Raw genomic sequence first — 22,703 nt, 5'->3', positions numbered from 1 at the left:
CCGTACCCCCGCGCGAGCGGGGGTACGGCCCTCACGGCCTGCCGTCCCCACGGCGGCTCAGGCGAGCAGTTCGATCTCCGCCAGCGTCGCCGGGCCCCGGGGCACCAGCCGGTAGGCGGTGTACGTGCCGGGGCGGGCGACCGAGAACACCCGGGTCTGCCGGTCCCAGGCGAACTCCTCCCCGGACCGCCGGTCCAGCTCCCGCCACCGCTCGCCGTCGCGCGAGCCCTGGAGCACCCAGCCCGACGGGGCCCGCGCCCGGTCCGCCGATGTCAGCGTGTACTGCACGGCCCTGCTCGGCCCGGCCACCGCCAGCTCCACCGCCCCCGCCGTCTCCCCGGCGGTGGCCGAGGTGTCGTCGAAGAGCGGGCCCCCGCCCGTGAGGGCGTCCCGGCGCGGCCGGGGCACCCGGTCGTCCCGGGTGATGGAGACCGGGGCCGCGTCCTGTCCCGTCCCCCACGCGGACGGCTCCGGGCCCATCGCGAACTCCAGGGTCCCGCCGCGCGCGAGGAGCCCGTGCGGCAGCGCGGTCGAGTCCCACGCCCGGCCGTCGACCCGCAGCCCCTGGACGTAGATGTTCCGGGCGCTGTTGCGGGGCGCCTTCACCACCAGCGTCCGGCCGTTGTCCATCCGTACCGTCGCCCTGGTGAAGAGCGGCGAACCCACCGTGTACTCCCCGCTGCCCATGACCAGCGGATAGAAGCCGAGCGCGGAGAACAGCCACCAGGCCGACTGCTCCCCGTTGTCCTCGTCGCCGTGGTAGCCCTGGCCGATCTCGCTGCCGGTGTAGAGCCGGGAGAGCACCTCCCGCACCTTCTCCTGGGTCCGCCAGGGCCGCCCGGCCGCGTTGTACATGTACGGGACGTGGTGGGCGACCTGGTTGGAGTGCCCGTACATCCCCATCCGCACATCCCTCGCCTCCGTCATCTCGTGGATGACCGAGCCGTAGGAGCCCGCGAAGCCGGGGGAGGCCGTCTCGGGGGTGGCGAAGTAGGTGTCCAGCTTCTCGCCCAGCTTCGCCCGGCCGCCGTACAGATTGGCCAGGCCCCGGCTGTCCTGGGGGGCGGTGAAGGCATAGCCCCAGCCGTTGGTCTCGGTGTAGTCGTAGCCCCACACCCGGGGGTCGTACCGCTCGCTCGGGACCCGCCATCCGCCCCGCTCGTCCCGGCCCTGGAAGAAGCCGGCCCCCGGGTCGAAGAGCGCGACATAGTCGCGGGCCCGGTCGAGGAAGTACTCCGACTCCTCGCGGTAGCGCTCCTCCCCGGTCCGCCGGTGGAGCGAGGCGGCCATCCGCGCCAGGCCGTAGTCGTTGATATGGCCCTCCAGCGACCAGGACAGGCCCTCGTGGGTCCGGGTGGAGGCATAGCCGGTGAAGGGCGAGGTGGCCATGCCCTTGCGGCCGACGCCGGAGGAGGGCGGCACCACGGTCGCGTTCTTCAGCGCGGCCTCGTACGCCGCCTCGGCGTCGAAGTCGACGCCCTTCACATGGGCGTCGGCGAAGGCCACATCGGAGCTGGTGCCGGTCATCAGATCGGCGTAGCCGGGGGAGGACCAGCGCGAGATCCAGCCGCCGTCCCGGTAGTGCTGGACGAAGCCGTCCACCAGGTCACCGGCCTTCTCCGGGGTGAGGAGGGAGTACGCGGGCCAGGTGGTCCGGTAGGTGTCCCAGAAGCCGTTGTTCACATACACCCTGCCGTCGACGAGTCTCGCGCCGGTGCGGTCGGGGGTGTCGGGGCCGGCGGCCGGGGAGAACGGGCTCGCGTACCGGTACTTCGGGCGGGCGCGGGTGCCGGTGTTCTCATGGCCGGAGTTCGGATAGAGATAGAGCCGGTAGAGACCGGAGTAGAGCGTCACCAGCTGGTCGTGGGTGGCCCCCTCGACCTCCACCCGGCCCAGCAGACGGTCCCAGGCGCTCCGGGCCCGCTCCCGCACCCGCTCGAAGGAGGTGCCCGGCGGGATCTCGTCCGCGAGGTTCTTCCGCGCCTGCTCGGTCCCGATGAGCGAGGTGGCGATCCGCAGGGTGACCGTGCGGTCCCGGCCCGCGTCCAGCCGCAGATGGCCGGTGACGCCGTCCGCGCCCGAGCCGGTGACGGGCGCGTCCACCACTCCGTACACGAAGAGCCGGGTGGCCCCGGTGGACAGTCCGCTGCGCACATCGGAGTAGCCGGTGAAGGAGCCGGCCGCCGGGTCGAGGGTGAGGCCGCCGTCCCCGGTGACATTGTCGAGGACGAGGGAGGCGTCGTCGCCGGGGTAGGTGAACCGCATCATCGCCGCGTGGTCGGTGGGGGTGACCTCGGCCCGCAGACCGTTCTCGAAGGTGACGCCGTAGTGGTGCGGCCGTGCCCTCTCGTTCTCGTGGCGGAACGGCAGCGCGCGGCCGGCCCGGCCGGTCGGCGGGGTGCCGGCCGCCGCCGACGGCATGATCTGGAAGGTCTGCCGGTCGCCCATCCAGGGGCTGGGCTGATGGCTCGCCGCGAGAGCCTGGAGGGCGGGCAGATTGTCCGCGTTGTTGCCCCGGGCGTACTCGTAGATCCAGCTTCTGGACGCCGAGTTGGTCACCGGGGTCCAGAAGTTGAACCCGTGCGGCACGGCCGTCGCCGGGAAGGTGTTGCCCCGGGAGAACTGCCCGCTGGAGTGGGTGCCCCGGGTGGTCGAGGCGTACTCGGCCCAGCTGTCGTGCCGGGGCTCGGGAGCCGCGGGCCGCAGCGCGAGGTCGTCGATCCAGCCCTGGAAGACCGAAGGGCCCTTCGCGGAGTCGTACGCGAGGAGAATCCGGTCCACGGTCCGGCCGGCCGCGACCGTGCCGATGGCCGAGGTCACCTGGTTCCACTGGTTGACGTAGAGCCGCTTGGCGTCCCCCTGGCCCTGCGGGGTCAGCGCCCCGCCGTGCGCGTCGGTGGCCCGCAGCCCGCTCAGGGAGGTGCCGTCCGTGAAGACCAGGTCCACCGAGGCATGGGTGGCCGGATAGGTGAGGTCGGTCTCCGGCCCCTCCGGCAGCGCGGGGAAGATCCGGTACGACAGCGCGGTGTCGCGCCGCACGGGCAGGTGGACGTCGAAGACCCTGTTGTACGAGTGGGCCCGGCCGGCCGGCCGGTGGCTGCCGGCGTAGCGCAGCGCCCGCAGACCGGTGAAGCCCGCGCGGGCCTTGGCGGTGGGGGAGCCGGGCGGGCCCTGGTCGACATGGGTGCGCATGTCGCCCGGCGCGGGCGCGGTGGCGGAGCCGTCGGAGAACTGCACATCGGCGAGCTGGGTCAGTCCGGCGCCGCTGTTGCGGGTGATCTCCAGCCGGTAGTGGGCGTAGGCGGTGATCCCGGCCGGATCGCCGATGTCCTGGGTCAGGGTCTGGAAGCGCCGCTCGAAGCCCCGGTCCCGCTGGACGTCGAGGACCGTCCACCGGCTGCCGTCGGGGGAGCCCTTGAGGGTCCAGTCCCTGGGGTCGCGCGTCTGGGCGTCATTGGCCGAGGTCAGAGCGTAGGAGGCGACCTTGACCGGGGTGCCGGTGTCGAACTCTATCCACGAGGTTGGCGCGAATTCCAGCCATTTGGTGTTCGGCTGAAGATCTATCAGGTTCTCTTTGACCTCGCCCGCCTCGGTGTTCTCACCGCTCGCGCGCAACTCCCGGACCGTGTCGGTGATATTGCCCGGTATACCGCTGGAGAAGCCGCCATCGACACCGGAAGCCTTTTTCTGACTGTCTGGTCCGATGTCAACGGTATTGCGCCAGTCGAGTGGTGGTTCATCCGTTTCGAAGGAGGAGCTGAATTTCGCTGCCGCGGCGTCCTTTCCGGCCGCCGGCGCGGGTTGCGCGGCGGTGGCGGGACCACCCGTCAGCAGGGTCAGCGCGATGCCGACCGCCAGGAGGGCGGGGCGAGTTCGGCCGCGAGGTGCTCTTCTTGGACTCTGCCGATGTCTGGCTCTGGCCATCACGGGCCTTTCCTCCAGCGGAAGATGCGTCCGGACAACGTTGTCAATACGGTGCGCGGGTTCCAGTAGGGAGCCAAGTGCCCGACGGTGTCAAGGGTTTGGGCAGCGCGAAGCGGCCGGAAGCTTCCGTTCCGGACCGGGCGATGTGGTCGAATGCGTACGCACAGTGCTCATATATCCGGGAGGTCTCAACTAGGGAAAGACTCCCGCTCAACCATGCTTTCGATCTTGCTCCGTTGATGTGAAGTGGACTATACCTGTCGGCACCCGCCAGGGCTGTTGCACACACTCTGCGGGCCGGGGGGAACGGGGGAGACGGGCAGGCGTGCGTCCATTCACTGCTGCCCGCGATCTGTTCTCACTGTAGACCGTGTATAACCCAAGCTTCACTGAATTTCCCCCTGGGAAACACAGCAACTGACTGCGGTGGCGGGGCCCTTCGCCTGAGGCGATACACACGGGCGACTTGTTCACCGCCTGAGTCCTGATGAAGGCGAGGACTTGAGCATGGGATCGACCTCCGCGCACAACAATGAGGGTCTCGGCCGGCGCAATCTGATCAAGCGCTCCGCGGCGCTCGGCCTGATCGCCGTTCCCACCATGGGCTTTCTCTCCGCCTGCGCCACCGGCGGCGACGGCGGCGACGGGAAGAAGACCGAGGCCCCCAAGGGTGAGACGTCGGCGAAGAACCCGCTCGGGGTGAAGAACGGTGCCGCGCTGGAGGCGTTCATCTTCAAGGGCGGCCTGGGCGACCAGTACGCCAAGGACGCCGAGGCCGACTACAAGACCACCTACAAGGCCGACGTCAAGCACACCGGTACGCAGGAGGTCGGCCCCAAGCTCACCCCCCGGTTCGCGGGCGGCAACCCGCCGGACGTCATCGACAACTCCGGCGCCAACCACCTGGACATGAACAAGCTCTCCAGCCAGGGGCAACTCCAGGACCTGGGCGTGCTGCTGGACGCGGCGTCGCTGGACGACCCGGCCAAGAAGGTCCGCGACATCATCCACCCCAGCACCCTGGAGAAGGGCCGGCACGGCGACAAGTTCGACGTGCTCTACTACGCCTTCACCATCTACGGCACCTGGTACTCCCAGAAGCTGCTGGACGAGAAGGGCTGGACCTACCCCAAGACCCTCGACGAGATGGTCGAGCTCTGCGGGGAGATCAAGAAGGAGAAGATCGCGCCCTGGACGTACGCGGGCAAGTACCCGTACTACGTCCACTTCAACCTCTTCGCCCAGATCGCCAAGATCGGCGGCATGCAGGCCTGGACCGCGATCGACAACCTGGAGCCCAACGCCTGGACGGGCAACGACGCCGTCAAGCAGGTCATCGAGCACTACGAGGAGCTGGCCGCCAAGAAGTACTTCCTGGAGGGCAGCCAGGGTCTGACCCACATCCAGTCCCAGACCGCCTGGACCAAGAACAACGCCGTCTTCATCCCCAATGGCTCCTGGGTGGAGAACGAGGCCGCGCCGACCACCCCGAAGGACTTCGGGATGGCGGTGGGCGCCCTCCTCGACGGCACCGGCGACAAGCTGCCGCAGGGCACCCTGCGCGGTGAGCCCAGCGAGCCGTACATCGTCTCGGCCAAGGGCAAGAACCCGGTCGGAGGCATGGAGCTGCTCCGCATCATGCTGTCGAAGAAGCACGCGCAGAACTTCGCCACCAAGGTGAAGTCGCTGACCTGTGTGGTGGGCGCCACCGAGGGCATGACGCTCTCCCCGGGCCTCGCCTCCGCGAGCGCGGCGGTCAAGGCGGCCGGTGACAACCTCATCAGCCTCCAGCTCCAGGAGTGGTACCCGGCGCTCACCGACGAGAAGATCGGCGGCCTGACCGGCCAGCTGCTCACCGGTGACCTCAAGGCATCCGAGTGGATCAAGAAGACCCAGGCGGAGGCCGACAAGGTGGCCAAGGACAGTTCCGTCACCAAGTTCAAGCGCAGCAGCTGAATCTGACACGGCATCAGTCCGAAGGAAGAGGGGAAGGGCCGGGAAGCACATGCAACACGGCAAATACCGATTCATCGTGGGCTTCCTGGCCCTACCTTTGATCATCTACGGCATCTTCGTACTGTCGCCGTTCGTCCAGGCCTTCCAGATATCCATGACCGACTGGTCCGGTCTGGTCGGCACCGCCAAGTTCGTCGGCATGGAGAACTTCCAGCGGCTCTGGGAGAGCGACGACTTCTGGAACGCGCTGCGCCACAACGTCTACATGCTGGCGCTCGTCCCGGTGGTCACCCTCGGCATGGGCCTGTTCTTCGCCTTCATGCTCAATGTGGGCGGCAAGCGCAAGAAGAACGAAGTGGTCACGGGTGTGACCGGGTCGAAGTTCTACAAGTTCGTCTTCTTCTTCCCGCAGGTCATCTCCATCACCATCGTCGCGGTCATCTGGTTCAACATCTACAACCCCGACCCCAACGACGGCATGCTCAACTCGCTGCTCGGGGCGGTCGGTCTCGACAGCCTCCAGAACTCCTGGCTCGGCGAGAAGAGCATCGCCCTCTGGTGCATCAGCGCGGTCATGGTCTGGGGCCATGTCGGCTTCTATGTGGTGCTGTTCTCGGCGGCGATGGCCTCCATCCCCCGGGAGATCTACGAAGCGGCACTGCTGGACGGTGCCAACCGCTTCCACACCTTCTTCAGGATCACCCTCCCGCTGCTGTGGGACGCGGTGCAGACCGGCTGGGTGTACATGGGCATCATCGCCCTGGACGCCTTCGCCCTGGTCCAGATCATGTCGGTGAACATGGGCGGACCCGATGGCGCGACCGACGTCATGCCGCTGCGGCTGTATCTGACGGCCTTCCGGGACAGCCAATTCGGCTACGCCTCCGCGATGGGAATCGCGATGCTCATTGTCACGATGACGTTCGCACTGCTCACCATGCGCTTCGCGCGGCGTGAGCGGATCGAGTTCTAGGGGTACGGCGGATGACGACCGAAGAGATCGATGTGGCCAAGCGGGAAACACCCGCCGGGGCCACCGGAACGACCGGCCCGGCGGCGGGGAGGAAGACCCCCCGCAAGGAGGGCGGGGTGCTCAATGTCTTCTCCCACGGCATACTCGTCGTCTGGGCGCTCATGGTCGGTGTTCCGCTGCTGTGGGTGCTCTGGAGCGCCTTCAAGGACAGCAATGGCATTCTGACCGACCCCTGGGGACTGCCCACCACCCTCCACTGGGAGAACTGGTCCAACGCGTGGAACGACGCGAACATGGGCCAGTACTTCGTCAACACCGCCATTGTGGTGGGCGGCTCGGTCGTCGGCACCATGGTGCTGGGTTCCATGGCCGCCTATGTCCTGGCGCGCTTCACCTTCCCGGGGAACAGGTTTATCTACTACCTGTTCGTGGCGGGCATGTCCTTCCCCGTCTTCATGCTGGTGATTCCCCTCTTCTTCGTGCTGAGGGACTTCCCGGGCAGCTCGCTGCTGGCGACGTACCACGGACTGATCCTGGTCTACATCGCCTATTCGCTGCCCTTCACCGTCTTCTTCATGACGTCGTTCTTCCGCACCCTGCCCAGCTCGGTGGCGGAAGCGGCGATGATCGACGGGGCCTCGCACACCCGGACGTTCTTCCAGGTGATGCTGCCGATGGCCAAGCCCGGCCTGATCAGCATCGGCATCTTCAACTTCCTGGGCCAGTGGAACCAGTATCTGCTGCCGATGGTCCTCAACCAGCAGGAGGAGAAGTACGTCCTCACCCAGGGGCTCGCGATGATCGCGCTCCAGCAGGGCTATGAGAACGACTGGGGAGCGCTCATGGCCGGCATGATGATCGCCATGCTCCCGGTGCTGATCGTCTACGCGATCTTCCAGCGCCAGGTGCAGGCGGGTCTGACGGCGGGCGCGATCAAGTAGCGCCCCGCACGGTCCGTACGGTCCGGCATGCCCGGCGGCCCCCGGTGGAACCCTTCCACCGGGGGCCGCGCTCCGTCCGCCGCCCGATCGAGGTCTTGACGGACGAACCCATCGGCAGGGACCTTGTGCTTCACAAGTTGGAGAAAGGGCGGGGATTCCTCATCGGGGTCCCCGATCGGAGGACGGCCGTCGTGCCGCCCTCCCGGGCAGGAGTGGATGGGCTGATGGAGACTCCGGGATCGCAGACCTCGCTGCACCGGGCCAATCTCGGACGGGTCGTGCGGGCCGTCCGGCTGGCCGGCTCGCTGACCCAGGCCGAGATCGCGCGCACCACCGGCCTGTCGGCGGCCACCGTCTCCAATATCGTCCGCGAGCTGAAGGAGAGCGGGACCGTCGAGGTCACCCCGACCTCCGCCGGGGGCCGCCGCGCCCGCAGCATCTCGCTGAGCGGGGACGCGGGCGCGGTGATCGGGGTCGACTTCGGCCACACGCATCTGCGGGTGGCCGTCGCCGACCTGGCCCACCGGGTGCTGGCCGAGGAGTCCGAGCCGCTCGATGTGGACGCCTCGGCGCAGGACGGCTTCGACCGGGCCGAGGAGCTGGTGGGCCGGCTGATCTCGGCCTCCGGGATCGGCCGGGACAAGGTGATCGGCGTCGGCCTCGGCGTCCCGGGCCCGATCGACGCGGAGTCCGGCACCCTCGGCTCCACCTCGATGCTGCCGGGATGGATCGGCACCAACCCCAGCAAGGAGATGGCCGAACGGCTCGGCGTCCCCGTCCGGGTGGACAACGATGCCAACCTCGGGGCCCTGGGCGAACTGGTCTGGGGCGGCGGCCGGGGTGTGCGCAACCTCGCCTATCTCAAGGTCGCGGGCGGTGTCGGCGCCGGTCTGGTCATCGGCGGCCGGATCTTCCGGGGGCCCGGCGGCACGGCCGGCGAGATCGGGCATCTCACCCTGGACGAGTCGGGCCCGGTCTGCCGCTGCGGCAACCGGGGCTGTCTGGAGACCTTCGCCGCCGCCCGCTATCTGCTGCCGCTGCTGAGCCCCGCCCACGGTCCCGGGCTGACAATGGAACGGGTGGTGGGTCTGGCCCGCGGGGGAGACCTCGGCTGCCGCCGGGTGATCGCCGACGCGGGCCGGCACATCGGCAGCGGGGTGGCCGCCCTGTGCAATCTGCTCAACCCCAGCCGGGTGCTGCTCGGCGGCGACCTCGCCGAGGCGGGTGAGCTGGTGCTCGGACCCATCCGGGACGCCGTCTCGCGCTACGCCATCCCCAGCGCCGCCCGGCAGCTGACCGTGGCCGCCGGCTCCCTGGGCCCCCGGGCCGAGGTGCTGGGCGCGGTCGCCCTGGTGCTCAGCGAGATGGGCGACACCGGCCTGTTCGACGGCATGCCACCGGGCGGCGGTGCCGTCTTCACGTAAGCATCTTCACTTAAAGAACACATGGCACCGTTGTCATCTCGTTAAGGATTTACTCCTTGACCCCGGCTCCGGCGCCGAGTTGACTGCCTGCCACCTCGGCCGCGATGACGCGGCCCCGTCAGGAGGTTCCACGGATGAACGCACATCTGCGTCGTGCAGCCGTTGCCACCGCCGCCACCGTCACGGCCGGCTTACTCGCCGCCTGCGGCAGTGCCAAGGAGTCCGGAGACAAGGCGAAGGAGACGGACACCGCCGCCAAGGGCGACCGGCTCACGGTCGGTCTGCTGCTCCCGGAGAACCAGACCGCGCGCTATGAGAAGTTCGACAGACCCCTCATAGAGAAGAAGATCAGCGAGCTGACGGACGGGAAGGGCGAGGTCGTCTACGTCAACGCCAAACAGGACGCGGCGCTCCAGACCCAGCAGGTCGACACGATGATCACCAACAAGGTCGATGTGATCATCCTGGACGCGGTGGACGCCCGGGCCATCGCGGGCGCCGTGACCAAGGCCAAGGGCGCCGGCATCCCGGTCGTCGCCTTCGACCGGCTCGCCGAGGGACCCATCGACGCCTACACCTCCTTCGACAACGAGGAGGTCGGCCGGGTCCAGGGCAAGGCGCTGCTCACCGCGCTGGGGAAGAAGGCCCGGGACGGGCAGATCGTGATGATGAACGGCTCGGTCACCGACCCCAACGCCGCCGACTACAAGAAGGGCGCGCACTCCGTACTCCACGGCAAGGTGAACATCGGCAAGGAGTACGACACCAAGGAGTGGAAGCCGGAGAACGCCAACGCCAACATGGAGGCGGCGATCTCCGCCCTCGGCAAGAACGAGATCATCGGGGTCTACTCCGCCAACGACGGGATGGCCGGCGGCATCATCACCGCCCTCAAGGCCGCCGGGCTCGACCCCCTGCCCCCCGTCACCGGCCAGGACGCCGAACTCGCCGCCGTGCAGCGCATCGTCTCCGGTGAGCAGCACTCCAGCGTCTACAAGCCCTACGCGGGCGAGGCGGACGCCGCCGCCGAGATGGCCGTCGCGCTCGCCCGGGGCGAGAAGCCCGGCGAGCTGGCCGGGGACACGGTGGACAGCGGGACGGCGAAGAACGTGCCCGCGGTGCTCGTGCCGGTGGTGCCCCTCACCCGGGAGAACATCCGGGACACGGTCGTCAAGGACGGGGTCTACACCGTCCAGGAGATCTGTGCCGACAAGTACCGGGCCGACTGCGAGAAGCTCGGTCTGACCCCCTAGCCGGACCGCGCCGGCGCGCGCGGCCCGTGTCCCGCGCGCCTCCCCTCCCTCCGGTTCCGTACGCGCGTACGCCCCCGTCCCCGTGCCCCGCCGACCCCCGGCGGGGCACCCGGGGCGGCCCCGCCCCGCCCGGCCGCGGCCCCGCCCCGGCCGGACCGCGCCCCCGCCCGCTGCCGACCGCACGCACCCCTGCCCCCCGCCCCGCTGCCGACCGCACCCCCGTCCCGGCGCGCCACCCGCCGGGCGGTGAAGGAGTTGGTTCCCGTGCCCGCTGTCCCCGCCGCCCCCGCCCCGCCCCCGCCGCCCGTCCTGGCGCTGCGCGGGGTCTCCAAACGGTTCGGCGCCGTCCAGGCCCTGACCGATGTCGAACTGGAGGTCCACGCCGCGGAAGTGCTCGCCCTCGTCGGCGACAACGGAGCGGGAAAGTCCACCCTGGTCAAGACGATCGCCGGAGTCCACCCCGTCGACGGCGGCGTCATCGAGTGGGACGGGGTGCCCGTCTCGCTCGACCGGCCGCACGACGCCCAGAACCTGGGCATCGCCACCGTCTACCAGGACCTCGCGCTCTGCGACAACCTCGATGTCGTCGGCAATCTCCACCTCGGCCGGGAGATCCGCCGCTACGGCCTCCTGGACGAGGTCGCGATGGAGCGCCGGGCCCGCGAACTCCTGCGGACCCTCGCCATCCGCATCCCCAGCGTCCGTATCCCCGTCGCCTCACTCTCCGGCGGCCAGCGCCAGACGGTCGCCATCGCCCGCTCCCTGCTCGGCGAGCCCCGGCTCGTCATCCTCGACGAACCCACCGCCGCCCTCGGCGTCGAACAGACCGCCCAGGTGCTCGACCTGGTCGAGCGGCTGCGCGAGCGCGGCCACGCCACCATCCTGATCAGCCACAACATGGCGGACGTCCGAGCCGTGGCCGACCGGGTGGCGGTGCTGCGCCTCGGCCGCAACAACGGCGTCTTCGAGGTCCGCTCCACCTCACAGGAAGAGATCATCTCCGCCATCACCGGGGCCACGGAGAACGCCGTGACCCGACGGGCGGCACGGACCGCGGAGGGCCGGCAGTGAAGCCCAGAGTCAGTCTCCACAAGAAGAACGCGGCGGACCCGGAGGCCGGGGCGCTGGTCAATCCGGAGGCCGCCCGGGCCGCCGTGACCGCGGTCGACCCCCGGCTGATCGTCCGGCAGCAGGGGTTCGCCGGCTATCTCGCCGAATTCCGCCGCCGGCTCACCGCCGGGGACCTGGGGAGCCTCCCGGTGCTTCTCGGGCTCGTGCTGATCTGGTCGGCCTTCCAGCGGATGAACCCCAACTTCCTCTCCGCCGAGAACCTCAGCAATATCGCGGTCGCCATGACCGGCACCGGGATGATGGCCATCGGCATCATCTTCGTGCTCCTCCTCGGCGAGATCGACCTCTCCGTCGGCGCGGTCAGCGGGGTCGCCGGGGCGATCGTCGCCGTGCTGAACGTCACCCACGGGGTGAACGAGTGGCTGGCGGTGCTCGCCGCCATCGCCTCGGGCACGGCCATCGGCGCCCTCCACGGCTTCTTCTTCGCCCGGATCGGGGCGCCCGCCTTCGCCGTCACCCTCGCCGGGCTGCTCTTCTGGCAGGGCTGCATGCTCCAGCTGCTCGGCTCCAGCGGCACCGTCAACCTGGACGGCGACGGGGTGGTCGGCAGGCTGAACACGTACTACTTCAGCGAGGTCGCCGCCGCCTACGGGCTGGCCACGGTCGCCGTGGCCGCCTTCCTCACCGGCGGCGCCCTCGACAGCCGGCGCCGCGCGGCGGCCGGGATTCCCTCCCGCCCCTTCGCCGACCTCGCCCTGCGCACGGCCGGGCTCGCGGTGGTCGCCTACGGGGCCGCGTACCTGTTCAACCAGTACAAGGGGCTGCCCCTGGGGTTCGTCCTCTTCCTCGCGGCCCTGGTGGTCACGGACCTGGTGCTGCGCCGCACCGCCTACGGGCGGGGGATTCTCGCCCTCGGCGGCAGCGTGGAGGCCGCCCGGCGCGCCGGGATTCATGTCACGGCGATCCGGATCTCCGCCTTCGCGGTCGCGGGCACCTTCGCGGCCGTCGGAGGGCTCTTCATGGCCTCCAAGATCGCCGCCGCCAACCAGGGCGCCGGGGGCGGCGAGCTGCTGATGAACGTCATCGCGGCGGCCGTGATCGGCGGGACCAGCCTCTTCGGCGGGCGGGGGCGGACCTGGAACGCGCTGCTCGGCGTGATGGTGATCGTCTCCATCCAGTACGGACTGGCCCTGGAGGGCATCTCCTCCCCGGTCCAGTTCATGATCACCGGTGGTGTGCTGCTCGCCACGGTCGTGATCGACTCGATCACCCGCAGAACCCAGCGCAGCGCGGGCCGGGCCTAATCTCTCGCCGCCGGCTCCTCAGGCTCCTCAGGCTCCTCAGGCTCCTCAGGCTCCTCCGGCTCCTCCGGCTCCTCCGGCTCTCCCGGATCAGGCCCTTCCGGCGCCGCACCGGCACCCCCGTCCCCCCGCAGCCGCCGAATCGAGCGATCATATGAGCCGGATCGCACCGCCCGAGGGCGGCGCTCCCGACCGGAACATTAGACTCAACCAAATCGGCATGTCTCGACCCAGCTCCATACACCCAGCTCACATACGCAAGGAGGCACGGGTGGCACTGCTTACCCGTATCAGGGGACCGCGCGATCTGGACCGGCTCAGCCCGGAGCAGCTGGATCAGCTGGCCGCGGAGATCCGGACCTTTCTCGTGGACGCCGTCTCCAAGACCGGCGGGCACCTCGGGCCGAATCTCGGTGTGGTCGAGCTCACCATCGCCCTTCACCGGGTCTTCGACTCCCCGAAGGACAAGGTCCTCTGGGACACCGGGCACCAGAGCTATGTGCACAAGCTGCTCACCGGCCGGCAGGACTTCTCGCGGCTGAAGATGAAGGGCGGCCTCTCCGGCTACCCGGCGCGCGCCGAGTCCGACCACGACTGCATCGAGAACTCGCACGCCTCCACCGTGCTCGGCTGGGCGGACGGCCTCGCCAAGGCCAACGAGGTCCTCCGCAAGGACGACCACGTCGTGGCGGTCATCGGCGACGGCGCCCTCACCGGCGGCATGGCCTGGGAGGCGCTGAACAACATCGCCGCCGCCAAGGACCGGCCGCTGGTGATCGTGGTCAACGACAACGAGCGCTCCTACGCGCCGACGATCGGCGGCCTCGCCAACCACCTCGCGACCCTGCGCACCACCGACGGGTACGAGCGCTTCCTCGCCCGCGGCAAGGACATCCTGGGCCGCACCCCCGTCGTCGGGAAGCCGCTCTACGGCACCCTGCACGGCGCCAAGAAGGGCCTCAAGGACTTCATCGCCCCCCAGGGCATGTTCGAGGACCTCGGCCTGAAGTACGTCGGCCCGATCGACGGCCACGACATCGAGGCGCTGGAGTCCGCCCTCGCCCGCGCCAAGCGGTTCGGCGGTCCGGTGATCGTGCACTGCCTCACCGAGAAGGGCCGCGGCTACCAGCCCGCCCTCCAGGACGAGGCCGACCGCTTCCACGCCGTCGGCAAGATCCACCCCGACACCGGTCTGCCGATCGCCAGCTCCGGTCTCGACTGGACCTCCGTCTTCGGCGAGGAGATGGTCAAGCTCGGCGCCGAGCGCGAGGACATCGTGGCGATCACCGCCGCCATGCTCCAGCCCGTCGGCCTCGACCGGTTCGCCAGGGCCTACCCCGACCGGGTCTACGACGTCGGCATCGCCGAACAGCACGCGGCCGTCTCCGCCGCCGGTCTCGCGACCGGCGGGGTGCACCCGGTCTTCGCCGTGTACGCCACCTTCCTCAACCGCGCCTTCGACCAGGTCCTCATGGATGTCGCCCTGCACCGCTGCGGAGTGACGTTTGTGCTGGACCGTGCCGGTATCACCGGCACGGACGGCGCCTCCCACAACGGCATGTGGGACATGTCGATCCTCCAGGTCGTCCCCGGCCTGCGGATCGCCGCCCCGCGCGACGCCGACCAGGTGCGCGCCCAGCTCCGCGAGGCCGTCGAGGTCGACGACGCGCCCACCGTCGTCCGCTTCTCCAAGGGCGCCGTCGGACCCTCCGTCCAGGCCGTGGGCCGGGTCGGCGGCATGGACGTGCTGCGCCACCCGGACGCCGAGCGCCCGGATGTGCTCCTGGTCTCCGTGGGCGCGCTCGCCCCGATGTGCCTGGAGATCGCGGATCTCCTGGACCGGCAGGGCATCTCCACCACCGTGGTCGACCCCCGCTGGGTCAAGCCCGTGGACGAGGCGCTCGCGCCGCTCGCCGAGCGGCACCGGGTCGTCGTCACCGTCGAGGACAACAGCCGCGTCGGCGGGGTCGGCTCCGCCGTCGCCCAGGCGCTGCGCGACGCGGGCGTCGATGTGCCGCTGCGCGACTTCGGCATCCCGCCGCGCTTCCTCGACCACGCCTCCCGCAAGGAGATCATGGCCGAGATCGGGCTGACGGCCCCGGACATCGCCCGGCAGGTCACGGGTCTGGTCTCCCGGCTGGACGCCCGGTCGGACGCCGTCACCGGCGAGGCGGCCGAGCCCGTGCGCGACTGAGCCGCCGCCCGCCCGGCACCGGCCGGGCACCCGCACCACCGCGCACCGCGCGGATCGCGCAGGGAATGGGCCGGGAGGGTCACCCTGGATGGGTGACCCTCCCGGCCATTCGCGTGAAACCCACCCGTACGGCCGCCCGGGGACCATCAGCCGTCCCGATCATGGCGGGGACGACACTGCGTGGAGGTGCACGGTGAGCAGAGACAAGGACCCCGCGAGCAGAGCGGGCGTCTTCCGGACCAAGACCGTCGAGCAGTCCATCCGCGACACCGAGGAACCGGAGCACGCGCTCAAACGCTCGCTCTCCGCGCTCGACCTCACCGTCTTCGGCGTCGGTGTCGTCATCGGCACCGGCATCTTCGTCCTCACGGGCGCCGTCGCCAAACAGAACGCGGGCCCCGCCACCGCCATCGCGTTCGCCATCGCCGGATTCGTCTGCGGACTCGCGGCCCTGTGCTACGCCGAGTTCGCCTCCACCGTCCCGGTCGCGGGCTCCGCCTACACCTTCTCGTACGCCTCACTGGGCGAGCTGCCCGCCTGGCTCATCGGCTGGGACCTGGTCCTGGAGTTCGCCCTCGGCACGGCGGTGGTCGCCGTCGGCTGGTCCGGCTATGTGCGCTCCCTGCTGGACAACGCCGGCTGGCATCTGCCGGAGGCGCTGTCCGGCACCAACGAGAGCCATGGCTTCGCCTTCGATCTGCTGGCGTTTCTGCTGATCCTGGCGCTCACCGTCGTCCTCGTCCTCGGGATGAAGCTCTCCGCCCGGGTCACCACCGCGGTCGTCGCGATCAAGGTCGGCGTCGTGCTGCTGGTCATCATCGCCGGGGCGTTCTTCGTCAAGGCCGCGAACTACAGCCCCTTCATCCCGCCCGCCGTGGAGACCGAGGGCGGATCGGGCATCAAGGAACCCCTGATCCAGCTGATGTTCGGCTACGCGCCCACGAACTTCGGTGTCATGGGCATCTTCACCGCCGCCTCCGTGGTCTTCTTCGCCTTCATCGGCTTCGACGTGGTGGCCACCGCCGCCGAGGAGACCAGGCTCCCGCAGCGGGACATGCCCCGGGGCATCCTCGGGTCCCTGTTCATCTGCACGGTGCTGTACGTCGCGGTCTCGCTCGTCGTCACCGGGATGCAGCACTACACCGAACTGACGATCGACGCCCCGCTCGCCGACGCCTTCAAGTCCACCGGACACCCCTGGTACGCCGGGGTGATCAGCTTCGGCGCGGCCATCGGCCTCACCACCGTCTGTCTGATCCTGCTGCTCGGCCAGACCCGGGTGTTCTTCGCGATGAGCCGGGACGGGCTGCTGCCCCGCTTCTTCTCCCGCGTCCACCCGCGCTTCCGCACCCCGTACCGCGCGACCGTCCTCCTCGGGGGCACGATCGCCGTCATCGCCGGCTTCACCAGCATCGAGGAGCTGGCGACACTGGTGAACATCGGCACCCTCTTCGCCTTTGTCGTCGTCGCGATCGGTGTGGTCATCCTCCGCCGCACCCGCCCCGATCTGCCCCGCGCCTTCCGCACCCCGCTGGTGCCGCTGCTGCCGGCCCTCTCGGTGGCCGCCTCGCTCTGGCTGATGCTCAATCTGCCCGCCGAGACCTGGCTGCGGTTCGGGGCGTGGATGCTCATCGGCGTGGTGGTGTACGCGGTCTACGGCCGCCGCCACAGCAGGCTGGAGCCGGGGTCGAAGGTGCCCCACTGAGCCGTCCGGTCAGCGCGGCCCGTACACCGCGCGCGGTCCGGTGGTCCGGGCGCCCGCGGCGGTGACCCGGCGGCGCAGCTCGCGGTCGGCCGTGACCACCAGACAGGGCCGCCCGCCCGCGCCGGCCGCCAGCGCCGCGATGTGGTCGTCCCCGCTGCCCCCGGCGGACTCCACCCGCACCCCGGGGACCGATCCGACCCCGCGCGCCGCGCCCTCCACCACCAGGACGACCTCCAGCGGCCCGGGGAGGTCCCCGACGCCCTCGGCGGCGTACCGCACCAGCGCGTCCCGCAGCCGCTCGGCGGCGCCGCGCCGGTCGCGCCACCAGCCGTCGGGCACGGAGCCGACGACATTGGCGCCGTCGACGACCAGCAGCGGGGTCAGGGGTTCGTCCGTCATCGGGGTGAGCCTACGCGGGGAACGCGACAGGGGCCGTACGGATGCTCCCGCACGGCCCCTGTCCACCACCGGCCGCTACGCCGGGACGCTCGCCGTGCCCGGCGCCAGGAACGGCTTGCCGTTCACCCGCTCCGAGACACCCTCACGGTCCAGATACGGGGTGATGCCGCCGAGGTGGAAGGGCCAGCCCGCGCCCGTGATCAGACAGAGGTCGATGTCCTGGGCCTCGGCCACGACACCCTCGTCCAGCATCAGGCCGATCTCCCGCGCCACCGCGTCCAGGACGCGCGCCCGGGTCTGCTCCTCGGTGAGCACCACATCGCCCTGCCGGAGCAGGGCCGCGACCTCCGGGTCCAGCTCCGGCCTGCCGGAGTCGTACACATAGAAGCCGCGCTTGCCGGCCTTCACCACCGCGGCCAGGTTCGCCGAGACCGTGAAACGGTCCGGGAAGGCCCGGTTGAGGGTCTCGGAGACATGCAGCCCGATCGCGGGGCCCACCAGCTCCAGCAGGACCAGCGGGGACATCGGCAGGCCCAGCGGCTCCACCGCGCGCTCGGCCACCTCCACCGGGGTGCCCTCGTCGATGACGTTCTGGATCTCGCCCATGAAGCGGGTCAGGATGCGGTTGACCACGAACGCCGGGGCGTCCTTGACCAGTACGGCGGTCTTCCGCAGCTTCTTCGCCACGCCGAACGCGGTCGCCAGCGAGGCGTCGTCGGTCCGCTCGCCCCGGACGATCTCCAGCAGCGGAAGCACCGCGACCGGGTTGAAGAAGTGGAAGCCGACGACCCGCTCGGGGTGCCGCAGCCGCGACGCCATCTCGCTCACCGAGAGCGAGGAGGTGTTGGTGGCGAGGATCGCGTGCGCCGGGGCGACGGCCTCCACCTCGGCGAACACCTTCTGCTTGACGCCCATCTCCTCGAAGACGGCCTCGATCACGAAGTCGGCGTCTGAGAAGCCCTCCGCCTTGTCCAGGACGCCGGTCACCAGGCCCTTGAGGCGGTTGGCCTTGTCCTGGTTGATCCGGCCCTTGCCGAGCAGCTTGTCGATCTCGGAGTGGACATAGCCCACGCCCTTGTCGATGCGCTCCTGGTCGATGTCGGTCAGCACCACCGGCACCTCCAGACGGCGCACGAAGAGCAGCGCCAGCTGAGAGGCCATCAGACCCGCGCCCACCACACCGACCTTGGTGACCGGGCGGGCCAGATTCCGGTCCGGCGCGCCGGCCGGGCGCTTGCCGCGCTTCTGCACCAGATGGAAGGCGTAGATACCGCTGCGCAGCTCACCACCCATGATCAGATCGGCGAGCGCCGCGTCCTCGGCGTCGAAACCGGCCTGGAGGTCGCCGTCCTTGGCGGCCTCGATGATCTCCAGCGCCCGGTAGGCGGCGGGGGCCGCGCCGTGCACCTTGGAGTCCGCGATGGACCGGCCCCGCGCCACGGCGGCGTCCCACGCCTCGCCCCGGTCGACCGTGTCGCGCTCGACGGCGGTCTCGCCGCTGAGCACCGAAGCGGTCCACGCCAGGGACCGCTCCAGGAAGTCCGCGCCGTCGAAGAGCGCGTCGGCGATGCCCAGCTCGAACACCTGGGCGCCCTTGAGCTGGCGGTTCTGGTTGAGCGAGTTCTCGATGATGACCGTGACCGCCCGGTCCGCGCCGATCAGGTTCGGCAGCAGGGCGCAGCCGCCCCAGCCGGGGACCAGACCGAGGAAGACCTCGGGCAGCGAGAAGGCCGGGACGGCCCGGGAGACGGTGCGGTACGAGCAGTGCAGCCCGGCCTCCACGCCGCCGCCCATCGCCGCGCCGTTGTAGTACGCGAACGTCGGCACGGCCAGGCCGGAGAGGCGCTTGAAGACCTCGTGCCCGCCCCTGCCGATGGCGAGGGCCTCGTCGTGGGTGCGCAGCAGCTCCACACCCTTGAGGTCGGCGCCGACCGCGAAGATGAACGGCTTCCCGGTGAGACCGGCGCCGACGATCGCGCCCTCGGCCGCCTCCCGCTCGACCTGGTCGATCGCGGCGGAGAGGTTGGCGAGCGACTGCGGGCCGAAGGTGGTGGGCTTGGTGTGGTCCAGGCCGTTGTCCAGGGTGATCAGGGCGAACCTGCCCGCCCCGGCGGGGAGGTCGAGATGGCGCACGTGCGCCTGGGTCACGACCTCGGCGGGGAACAGCTCGGCGGCCCCCTTGAGGAGTTCGGCGGTGTTGCTCACTTGGTGCCTCCGTCGAAGTGCGGGTTCTCCCAGATGACCGACGCGCCCATGCCGAAGCCGACGCACATCGTGGTCAGGCCGTAGCGGACCTGGGGCTGCTCCTCGAACTGGCGGGCGAGCTGGGTCATCAGCCGTACGCCGGAGGAGGCCAGCGGGTGGCCGAACGCGATGGCGCCGCCGTACTGGTTGACGCGCGCGTCGTCGTCGGCGATGCCGTAGTGCTCCAGGAAGGCCAGCACCTGGACGGCGAAGGCCTCGTTGATCTCGAAGAGGCCGATGTCACCGATGGCCAGGCCCGCCTTGGCGAGGGCCTTCTCGGTGGCGGGGATCGGGCCGTACCCCATGACCTCGGGCTCGACACCCGCGTACGCGAAGGAGACGAGCCGCATCCGCACCGGGAGGCCCGCCTCGCGGGCGAACTCCTCGGAGGCGATGAGGGAGGCGGTGGCGCCGTCGTTGAGACCGGCGGCGTTGCCGGCGGTGACCCGGCCGTGCGGGCGGAAGGGGGTCTTCAGGGCGGCGAGGTTCTCCCGCGTGGTGCCGGGGCGCATCGGCTCGTCCCGGGTGGCGAGGCCCCAGCCCGTCTCCCCGGCCTCGGGGGTGGTGCGGCGGACCGAGATCGGGACCAGGTCCTGCTGGATCTTTCCGTCGGCGTAGGCCTTGGCGGCCTTCTCCTGGGAGCGGACGGCGTACTCGTCGGCGCGCTCCTTGGTGATGGAGGGGTAGCGGTCGTGGAGGTTCTCCGCCGTCATGCCCATGAAGAGGGCGGACTCGTCCACGAGCTTCTCGCTGACGAAGCGCGGGTGGGGGTCGACGCCCTCGCCCATGGGGTGGCGGCCCATGTGCTCGACGCCGCCGGCCAGCACCACGTCGTACGCGCCGAAGGCGATCGACCCGGCGGTGGTGGTGACGGCGGTCATCGCGCCGGCGCACATCCGGTCGATGGAGTAGCCGGGGACGGACTGCGGCAGCCCCGCGAGGATGCCCGCCGTCCGGCCGAGGGTCAGGCCCTGGTCGCCGATCTGGGTGGTGGCGGCGATGGCGACCTCGTCGATCCGCGCGGGGTCGAGGCCGGGGTTGCGGCGCAGCAGCTCCCGGATGGCCTTGACGACGAGGTCGTCGGCCCGGGTCTCGTGGTAGATGCCCTTCGGGCCCGCCTTGCCGAAGGGGGTGCGGACGCCGTCGACGAAGACGACATCCCTGACGGTACGAGGCACGATGGCTCTCCTCCAGGGTGCGGGATGGCACTGCTGCTGGGCGGCGGGCAGGCGCTGAGCGCTTGCTCGCCGCCTCCCATGCTACTTACGGGTAACCATCGTGCACACCCCCGCGCCGCGGAGCGTCGAACGTCACACCCCGCGGTTTGCCCGTGGGGTGCGGGGGTGCGGGGTGCGGGGTCCTGCGGCCCGGGGTCCGTCCTCAAGCGCCGGACGGGCTTGGTTTGCTCGGGCTGCTTGTGCCGCCTGGGTCCGGCGTGGGGCGCGGACGGGCTGGGCGAATCCAGCCTCGTCGGCGAGGTGAGACGCAATCCAGCCCCGCCGGCGTTTGAGGCGCGGGGGTTCGGGGGCTGGTCCCCGACCCGGGCCCGCACTGTGCGGGTTTCCTGTGGCACAGGGTCCGTCCTCAAGCGCCGGACGGGCTTGGTTTGCTCGGACTGCTTGTGCCCCCTGGGGCCGGCGTGAGGCGCGGACGGGCTGGGCGAATCCAGCCCCGCCGGCGTTCCAGAGCTGCCTCTGGGAGGTGCCCCCGGACGGGCTTGGTTTGCTCGGGCTGCCTGTGCCGCCTGGGGCCGGCGTGGGGCGCGGACGGGCTGGGCGAATCCAGCCCCGCCGGCGAGGTGAGACGCAATCCAGCCCCGCCGGCGTTTGAGGCGCGGGGGTTCGGGGGCTGGTCCCCGACCCGGGCCCGCACTGTGCGGGTGTCCTGTGGCCCGGGGCCGTCCTCGATCTCCCCCAGAGCTGCCTCTGGGAGGTGCCCCCGGCCGGGCTGAGCGAAATCAGCCCCGCCGGCGATTGAGGCGCGAGGGTCAGGGGGTGAGGGACCGGGTGAGGAGCGGGGTCACCAGGGCGATCTGCCAGGGGCGCGCCCCCAGCGCCGCGAGCGCCTCCGCCACCGCCTCCTCCGTGTGCTCCGCCGGAGGCTCCCAGCACACCCGCCGCACCGTATCCGGCGTGATCAGATTCTCCTGCGGCAGATTCAACTCCTCCGCCAGCGCCGACACCCCCGCCCGCGCCGCCGACAGCCTCGCCGCCGCGACCGGGTCCTTGTCCGCCCAGGCCCGCGGCGGCGGCGGCCCGTTCAGCGGCTGCCCGGGCTGGGGCAGCTCCGCGTCGGGCAGCGCCCTCGCCCGGTCGACCGCCGCCTGCCACTGCTCCAGCTGCCGCCGCCCCGCCCGGTGACCGAACCCCGGCAGCGCGGTCAGCGCGTGCACATTCACCGGCACCGCGAGCGCCGCCTCGACGATCGCCGCGTCGCTCAGCACCTTCCCGGGCGACACATCGCGCCGCTGCGCGACCTTGTCCCGGGCGGTCCACAGCTCCCGCACCACCGCCATCTGCCGGCGCCGCCGCACCTTGTGCATCCCGGAGGTCCGCCGCCACGGGTCCTTCCGGGGCGGCGCGGGCGGCGCCGAGACGATGGCCTCGAACTCCTGGTGCGCCCACTCCAGCTTCCCCTGCCGGTCCAGCTCCTTCTCCAGCGCGTCCCGCAGGTCCACCAGCAGCTCCACGTCGAGCGCGGCATAGCGCAGCCACGGCTCGGGCAGCGGCCGGGTGGACCAGTCGACGGCGGAGTGCCCCTTCTCCAGGGCGTACCCGAGCACCGACTCCACCATCGCGCCGAGCCCGACCCGGGGGAACCCGGCGAGCCGGCCGGCCAGCTCGGTGTCGAAGAGGCTGGTCGGCACCATGCCTATGTCCCGCAGGCACGGCAGGTCCTGGGTCGCCGCGTGCAGAATCCACTCGGTCCCGGCGAGCGCCGCGCCCAGCTCCGAGAGATCGGGGCAGCCCACCGGGTCGATCAGGGCGCTGCCCGCGCCCTCGCGGCGCAGCTGCACGAGATAGGCGCGCTGGCCGTAGCGGTAGCCGGAGGCGCGCTCGGCGTCCACGGCGACGGGGCCGGTGCCCGCCGCGAAAGCGGCGATCACTCCGGCCAGTCCTGCCGCGTCGGCGACCACCGGGGGGATGCCCTCGCGCGGCTCCAGCAGGGGAGTGGGAGCCTCTTCGGCTGCGACGCCGTCGTCCGGGGGAGCGCCCCCGGCGGTTCGCAGTGCGGTCTCTGCTGCGGTGTCTTGGGCGTCGGTCACGTGTCAAGGGTATCCGTGAACGGAGCGCGCCTGTCGACGGAAACGTTCCGTCG

At 70.7% G+C, this 22,703-nt stretch carries 14 protein-coding genes; 9 read left to right on the top strand and 5 right to left on the bottom strand.

Annotation, left to right across the window (positions count from 1 at the left end):
* Positions 1 to 57 precede the first annotated feature (57 nt).
* The gene (locus ACWCRA_RS00690) at positions 58 to 3,924 is read right to left on the bottom strand and encodes a GH92 family glycosyl hydrolase (protein ID WP_451066436.1); all 3,867 of its coding nucleotides are present in this window, start codon (positions 3,922 to 3,924) and stop codon (positions 58 to 60) included.
* Between the two features lie 507 nt (positions 3,925 to 4,431).
* On the opposite strand from ACWCRA_RS00690, the gene ngcE reads away from it, so the two are divergent.
* The 9 genes from ngcE to ACWCRA_RS00645 all read left to right on the top strand — a co-directional run bounded on the left by ngcE (position 4,432) and on the right by ACWCRA_RS00645 (position 16,742).
* Positions 4,432 to 5,880, top strand: coding sequence for an N-acetylglucosamine/diacetylchitobiose ABC transporter substrate-binding protein (gene ngcE / locus ACWCRA_RS00685; RefSeq protein ID WP_451066435.1), 1,449 nt, complete (start codon positions 4,432 to 4,434; stop codon positions 5,878 to 5,880).
* Positions 5,881 to 5,929: 49 nt separating this feature from the next.
* Positions 5,930 to 6,853 carry a carbohydrate ABC transporter permease gene (locus ACWCRA_RS00680; protein WP_351556539.1) on the top strand — a complete coding sequence of 308 codons (924 nt, stop codon included), beginning with the start codon at positions 5,930 to 5,932 and terminating at the stop codon, positions 6,851 to 6,853.
* Positions 6,854 to 6,864: 11 nt separating this feature from the next.
* The gene (locus ACWCRA_RS00675; RefSeq protein WP_351556541.1) at positions 6,865 to 7,794 is read left to right on the top strand and encodes a carbohydrate ABC transporter permease; all 930 of its coding nucleotides are present in this window, start codon (positions 6,865 to 6,867) and stop codon (positions 7,792 to 7,794) included.
* Positions 7,795 to 8,018: 224 nt separating this feature from the next.
* On the top strand, positions 8,019 to 9,218 hold the full coding sequence (locus ACWCRA_RS00670) for an ROK family transcriptional regulator (RefSeq protein WP_451066434.1): 1,200 nt from the start codon (positions 8,019 to 8,021) through the stop codon (positions 9,216 to 9,218).
* 134 nt (positions 9,219 to 9,352) lie between these two features.
* A complete protein-coding gene (locus ACWCRA_RS00665) occupies positions 9,353 to 10,471 on the top strand; it encodes a substrate-binding domain-containing protein (RefSeq protein WP_351556545.1) in 1,119 nt (372 codons plus the stop codon).
* 264 nt (positions 10,472 to 10,735) lie between these two features.
* Complete coding sequence (locus ACWCRA_RS00660; RefSeq protein WP_351545843.1) at positions 10,736 to 11,542, top strand: ATP-binding cassette domain-containing protein; 807 nt, start codon at positions 10,736 to 10,738, stop codon at positions 11,540 to 11,542.
* A 53-nt stretch (positions 11,543 to 11,595) separates the two neighbouring features.
* Positions 11,596 to 12,846, top strand: coding sequence for a sugar ABC transporter permease (locus ACWCRA_RS00655; protein WP_351545870.1), 1,251 nt, complete (start codon positions 11,596 to 11,598; stop codon positions 12,844 to 12,846).
* Positions 12,847 to 13,114: 268 nt separating this feature from the next.
* Positions 13,115 to 15,037 (top strand): 1-deoxy-D-xylulose-5-phosphate synthase, encoded by a 1,923-nt coding sequence (gene dxs, locus ACWCRA_RS00650; protein WP_351545840.1) that lies wholly within the window; start codon positions 13,115 to 13,117, stop codon positions 15,035 to 15,037.
* A 193-nt stretch (positions 15,038 to 15,230) separates the two neighbouring features.
* On the top strand, positions 15,231 to 16,742 hold the full coding sequence (locus ACWCRA_RS00645; protein WP_351545838.1) for an amino acid permease: 1,512 nt from the start codon (positions 15,231 to 15,233) through the stop codon (positions 16,740 to 16,742).
* A 9-nt stretch (positions 16,743 to 16,751) separates the two neighbouring features.
* Here the strand turns inward: ACWCRA_RS00645 and ACWCRA_RS00640 are convergent, their stop codons facing one another.
* From ACWCRA_RS00640 to ACWCRA_RS00625, 4 genes are all read right to left on the bottom strand, one after another.
* Complete coding sequence (locus tag ACWCRA_RS00640; protein ID WP_351545836.1) at positions 16,752 to 17,141, bottom strand: PIN domain-containing protein; 390 nt, start codon at positions 17,139 to 17,141, stop codon at positions 16,752 to 16,754.
* A gap of 75 nt (positions 17,142 to 17,216) precedes the next feature.
* Positions 17,217 to 19,346, bottom strand: coding sequence for a 3-hydroxyacyl-CoA dehydrogenase NAD-binding domain-containing protein (locus ACWCRA_RS00635; protein ID WP_351545833.1), 2,130 nt, complete (start codon positions 19,344 to 19,346; stop codon positions 17,217 to 17,219).
* The gene (locus tag ACWCRA_RS00630; RefSeq protein WP_351545830.1) at positions 19,343 to 20,563 is read right to left on the bottom strand and encodes a thiolase family protein; all 1,221 of its coding nucleotides are present in this window, start codon (positions 20,561 to 20,563) and stop codon (positions 19,343 to 19,345) included. Before ACWCRA_RS00630 ends, ACWCRA_RS00635 begins: the two co-directional genes overlap by 4 nt.
* An 809-nt stretch (positions 20,564 to 21,372) precedes the next feature.
* On the bottom strand, positions 21,373 to 22,650 hold the full coding sequence (locus ACWCRA_RS00625; protein WP_351545827.1) for a ribonuclease D: 1,278 nt from the start codon (positions 22,648 to 22,650) through the stop codon (positions 21,373 to 21,375).
* Positions 22,651 to 22,703 lie beyond the last annotated feature (53 nt).

The sequence above is a fragment of the Streptomyces sp. NPDC001889 genome, from assembly GCF_053594535.1.
The sequence above is the reverse complement of the archived record's forward strand: the minus strand, read 5'-3'. Positions and strand labels throughout refer to the sequence as shown.

Excerpts from the sequence above, each read along its gene's own strand:
- ACWCRA_RS00690 (WP_451066436.1), bottom strand. The coding sequence starts at position 3,924 with ATGGCCAGAGCCAGACATCGGCAGAGTCCAAGAAGAGCACCTCGCGGC.
- ngcE (WP_451066435.1), top strand. The coding sequence starts at position 4,432 with ATGGGATCGACCTCCGCGCACAACAATGAGGGTCTCGGCCGGCGCAAT.
- ACWCRA_RS00680 (WP_351556539.1), top strand. The coding sequence starts at position 5,930 with ATGCAACACGGCAAATACCGATTCATCGTGGGCTTCCTGGCCCTACCT.
- ACWCRA_RS00675 (WP_351556541.1), top strand. The coding sequence starts at position 6,865 with ATGACGACCGAAGAGATCGATGTGGCCAAGCGGGAAACACCCGCCGGG.
- ACWCRA_RS00670 (WP_451066434.1), top strand. The coding sequence starts at position 8,019 with ATGGAGACTCCGGGATCGCAGACCTCGCTGCACCGGGCCAATCTCGGA.
- ACWCRA_RS00665 (WP_351556545.1), top strand. The coding sequence starts at position 9,353 with ATGAACGCACATCTGCGTCGTGCAGCCGTTGCCACCGCCGCCACCGTC.
- ACWCRA_RS00640 (WP_351545836.1), bottom strand. The coding sequence starts at position 17,141 with ATGACGGACGAACCCCTGACCCCGCTGCTGGTCGTCGACGGCGCCAAT.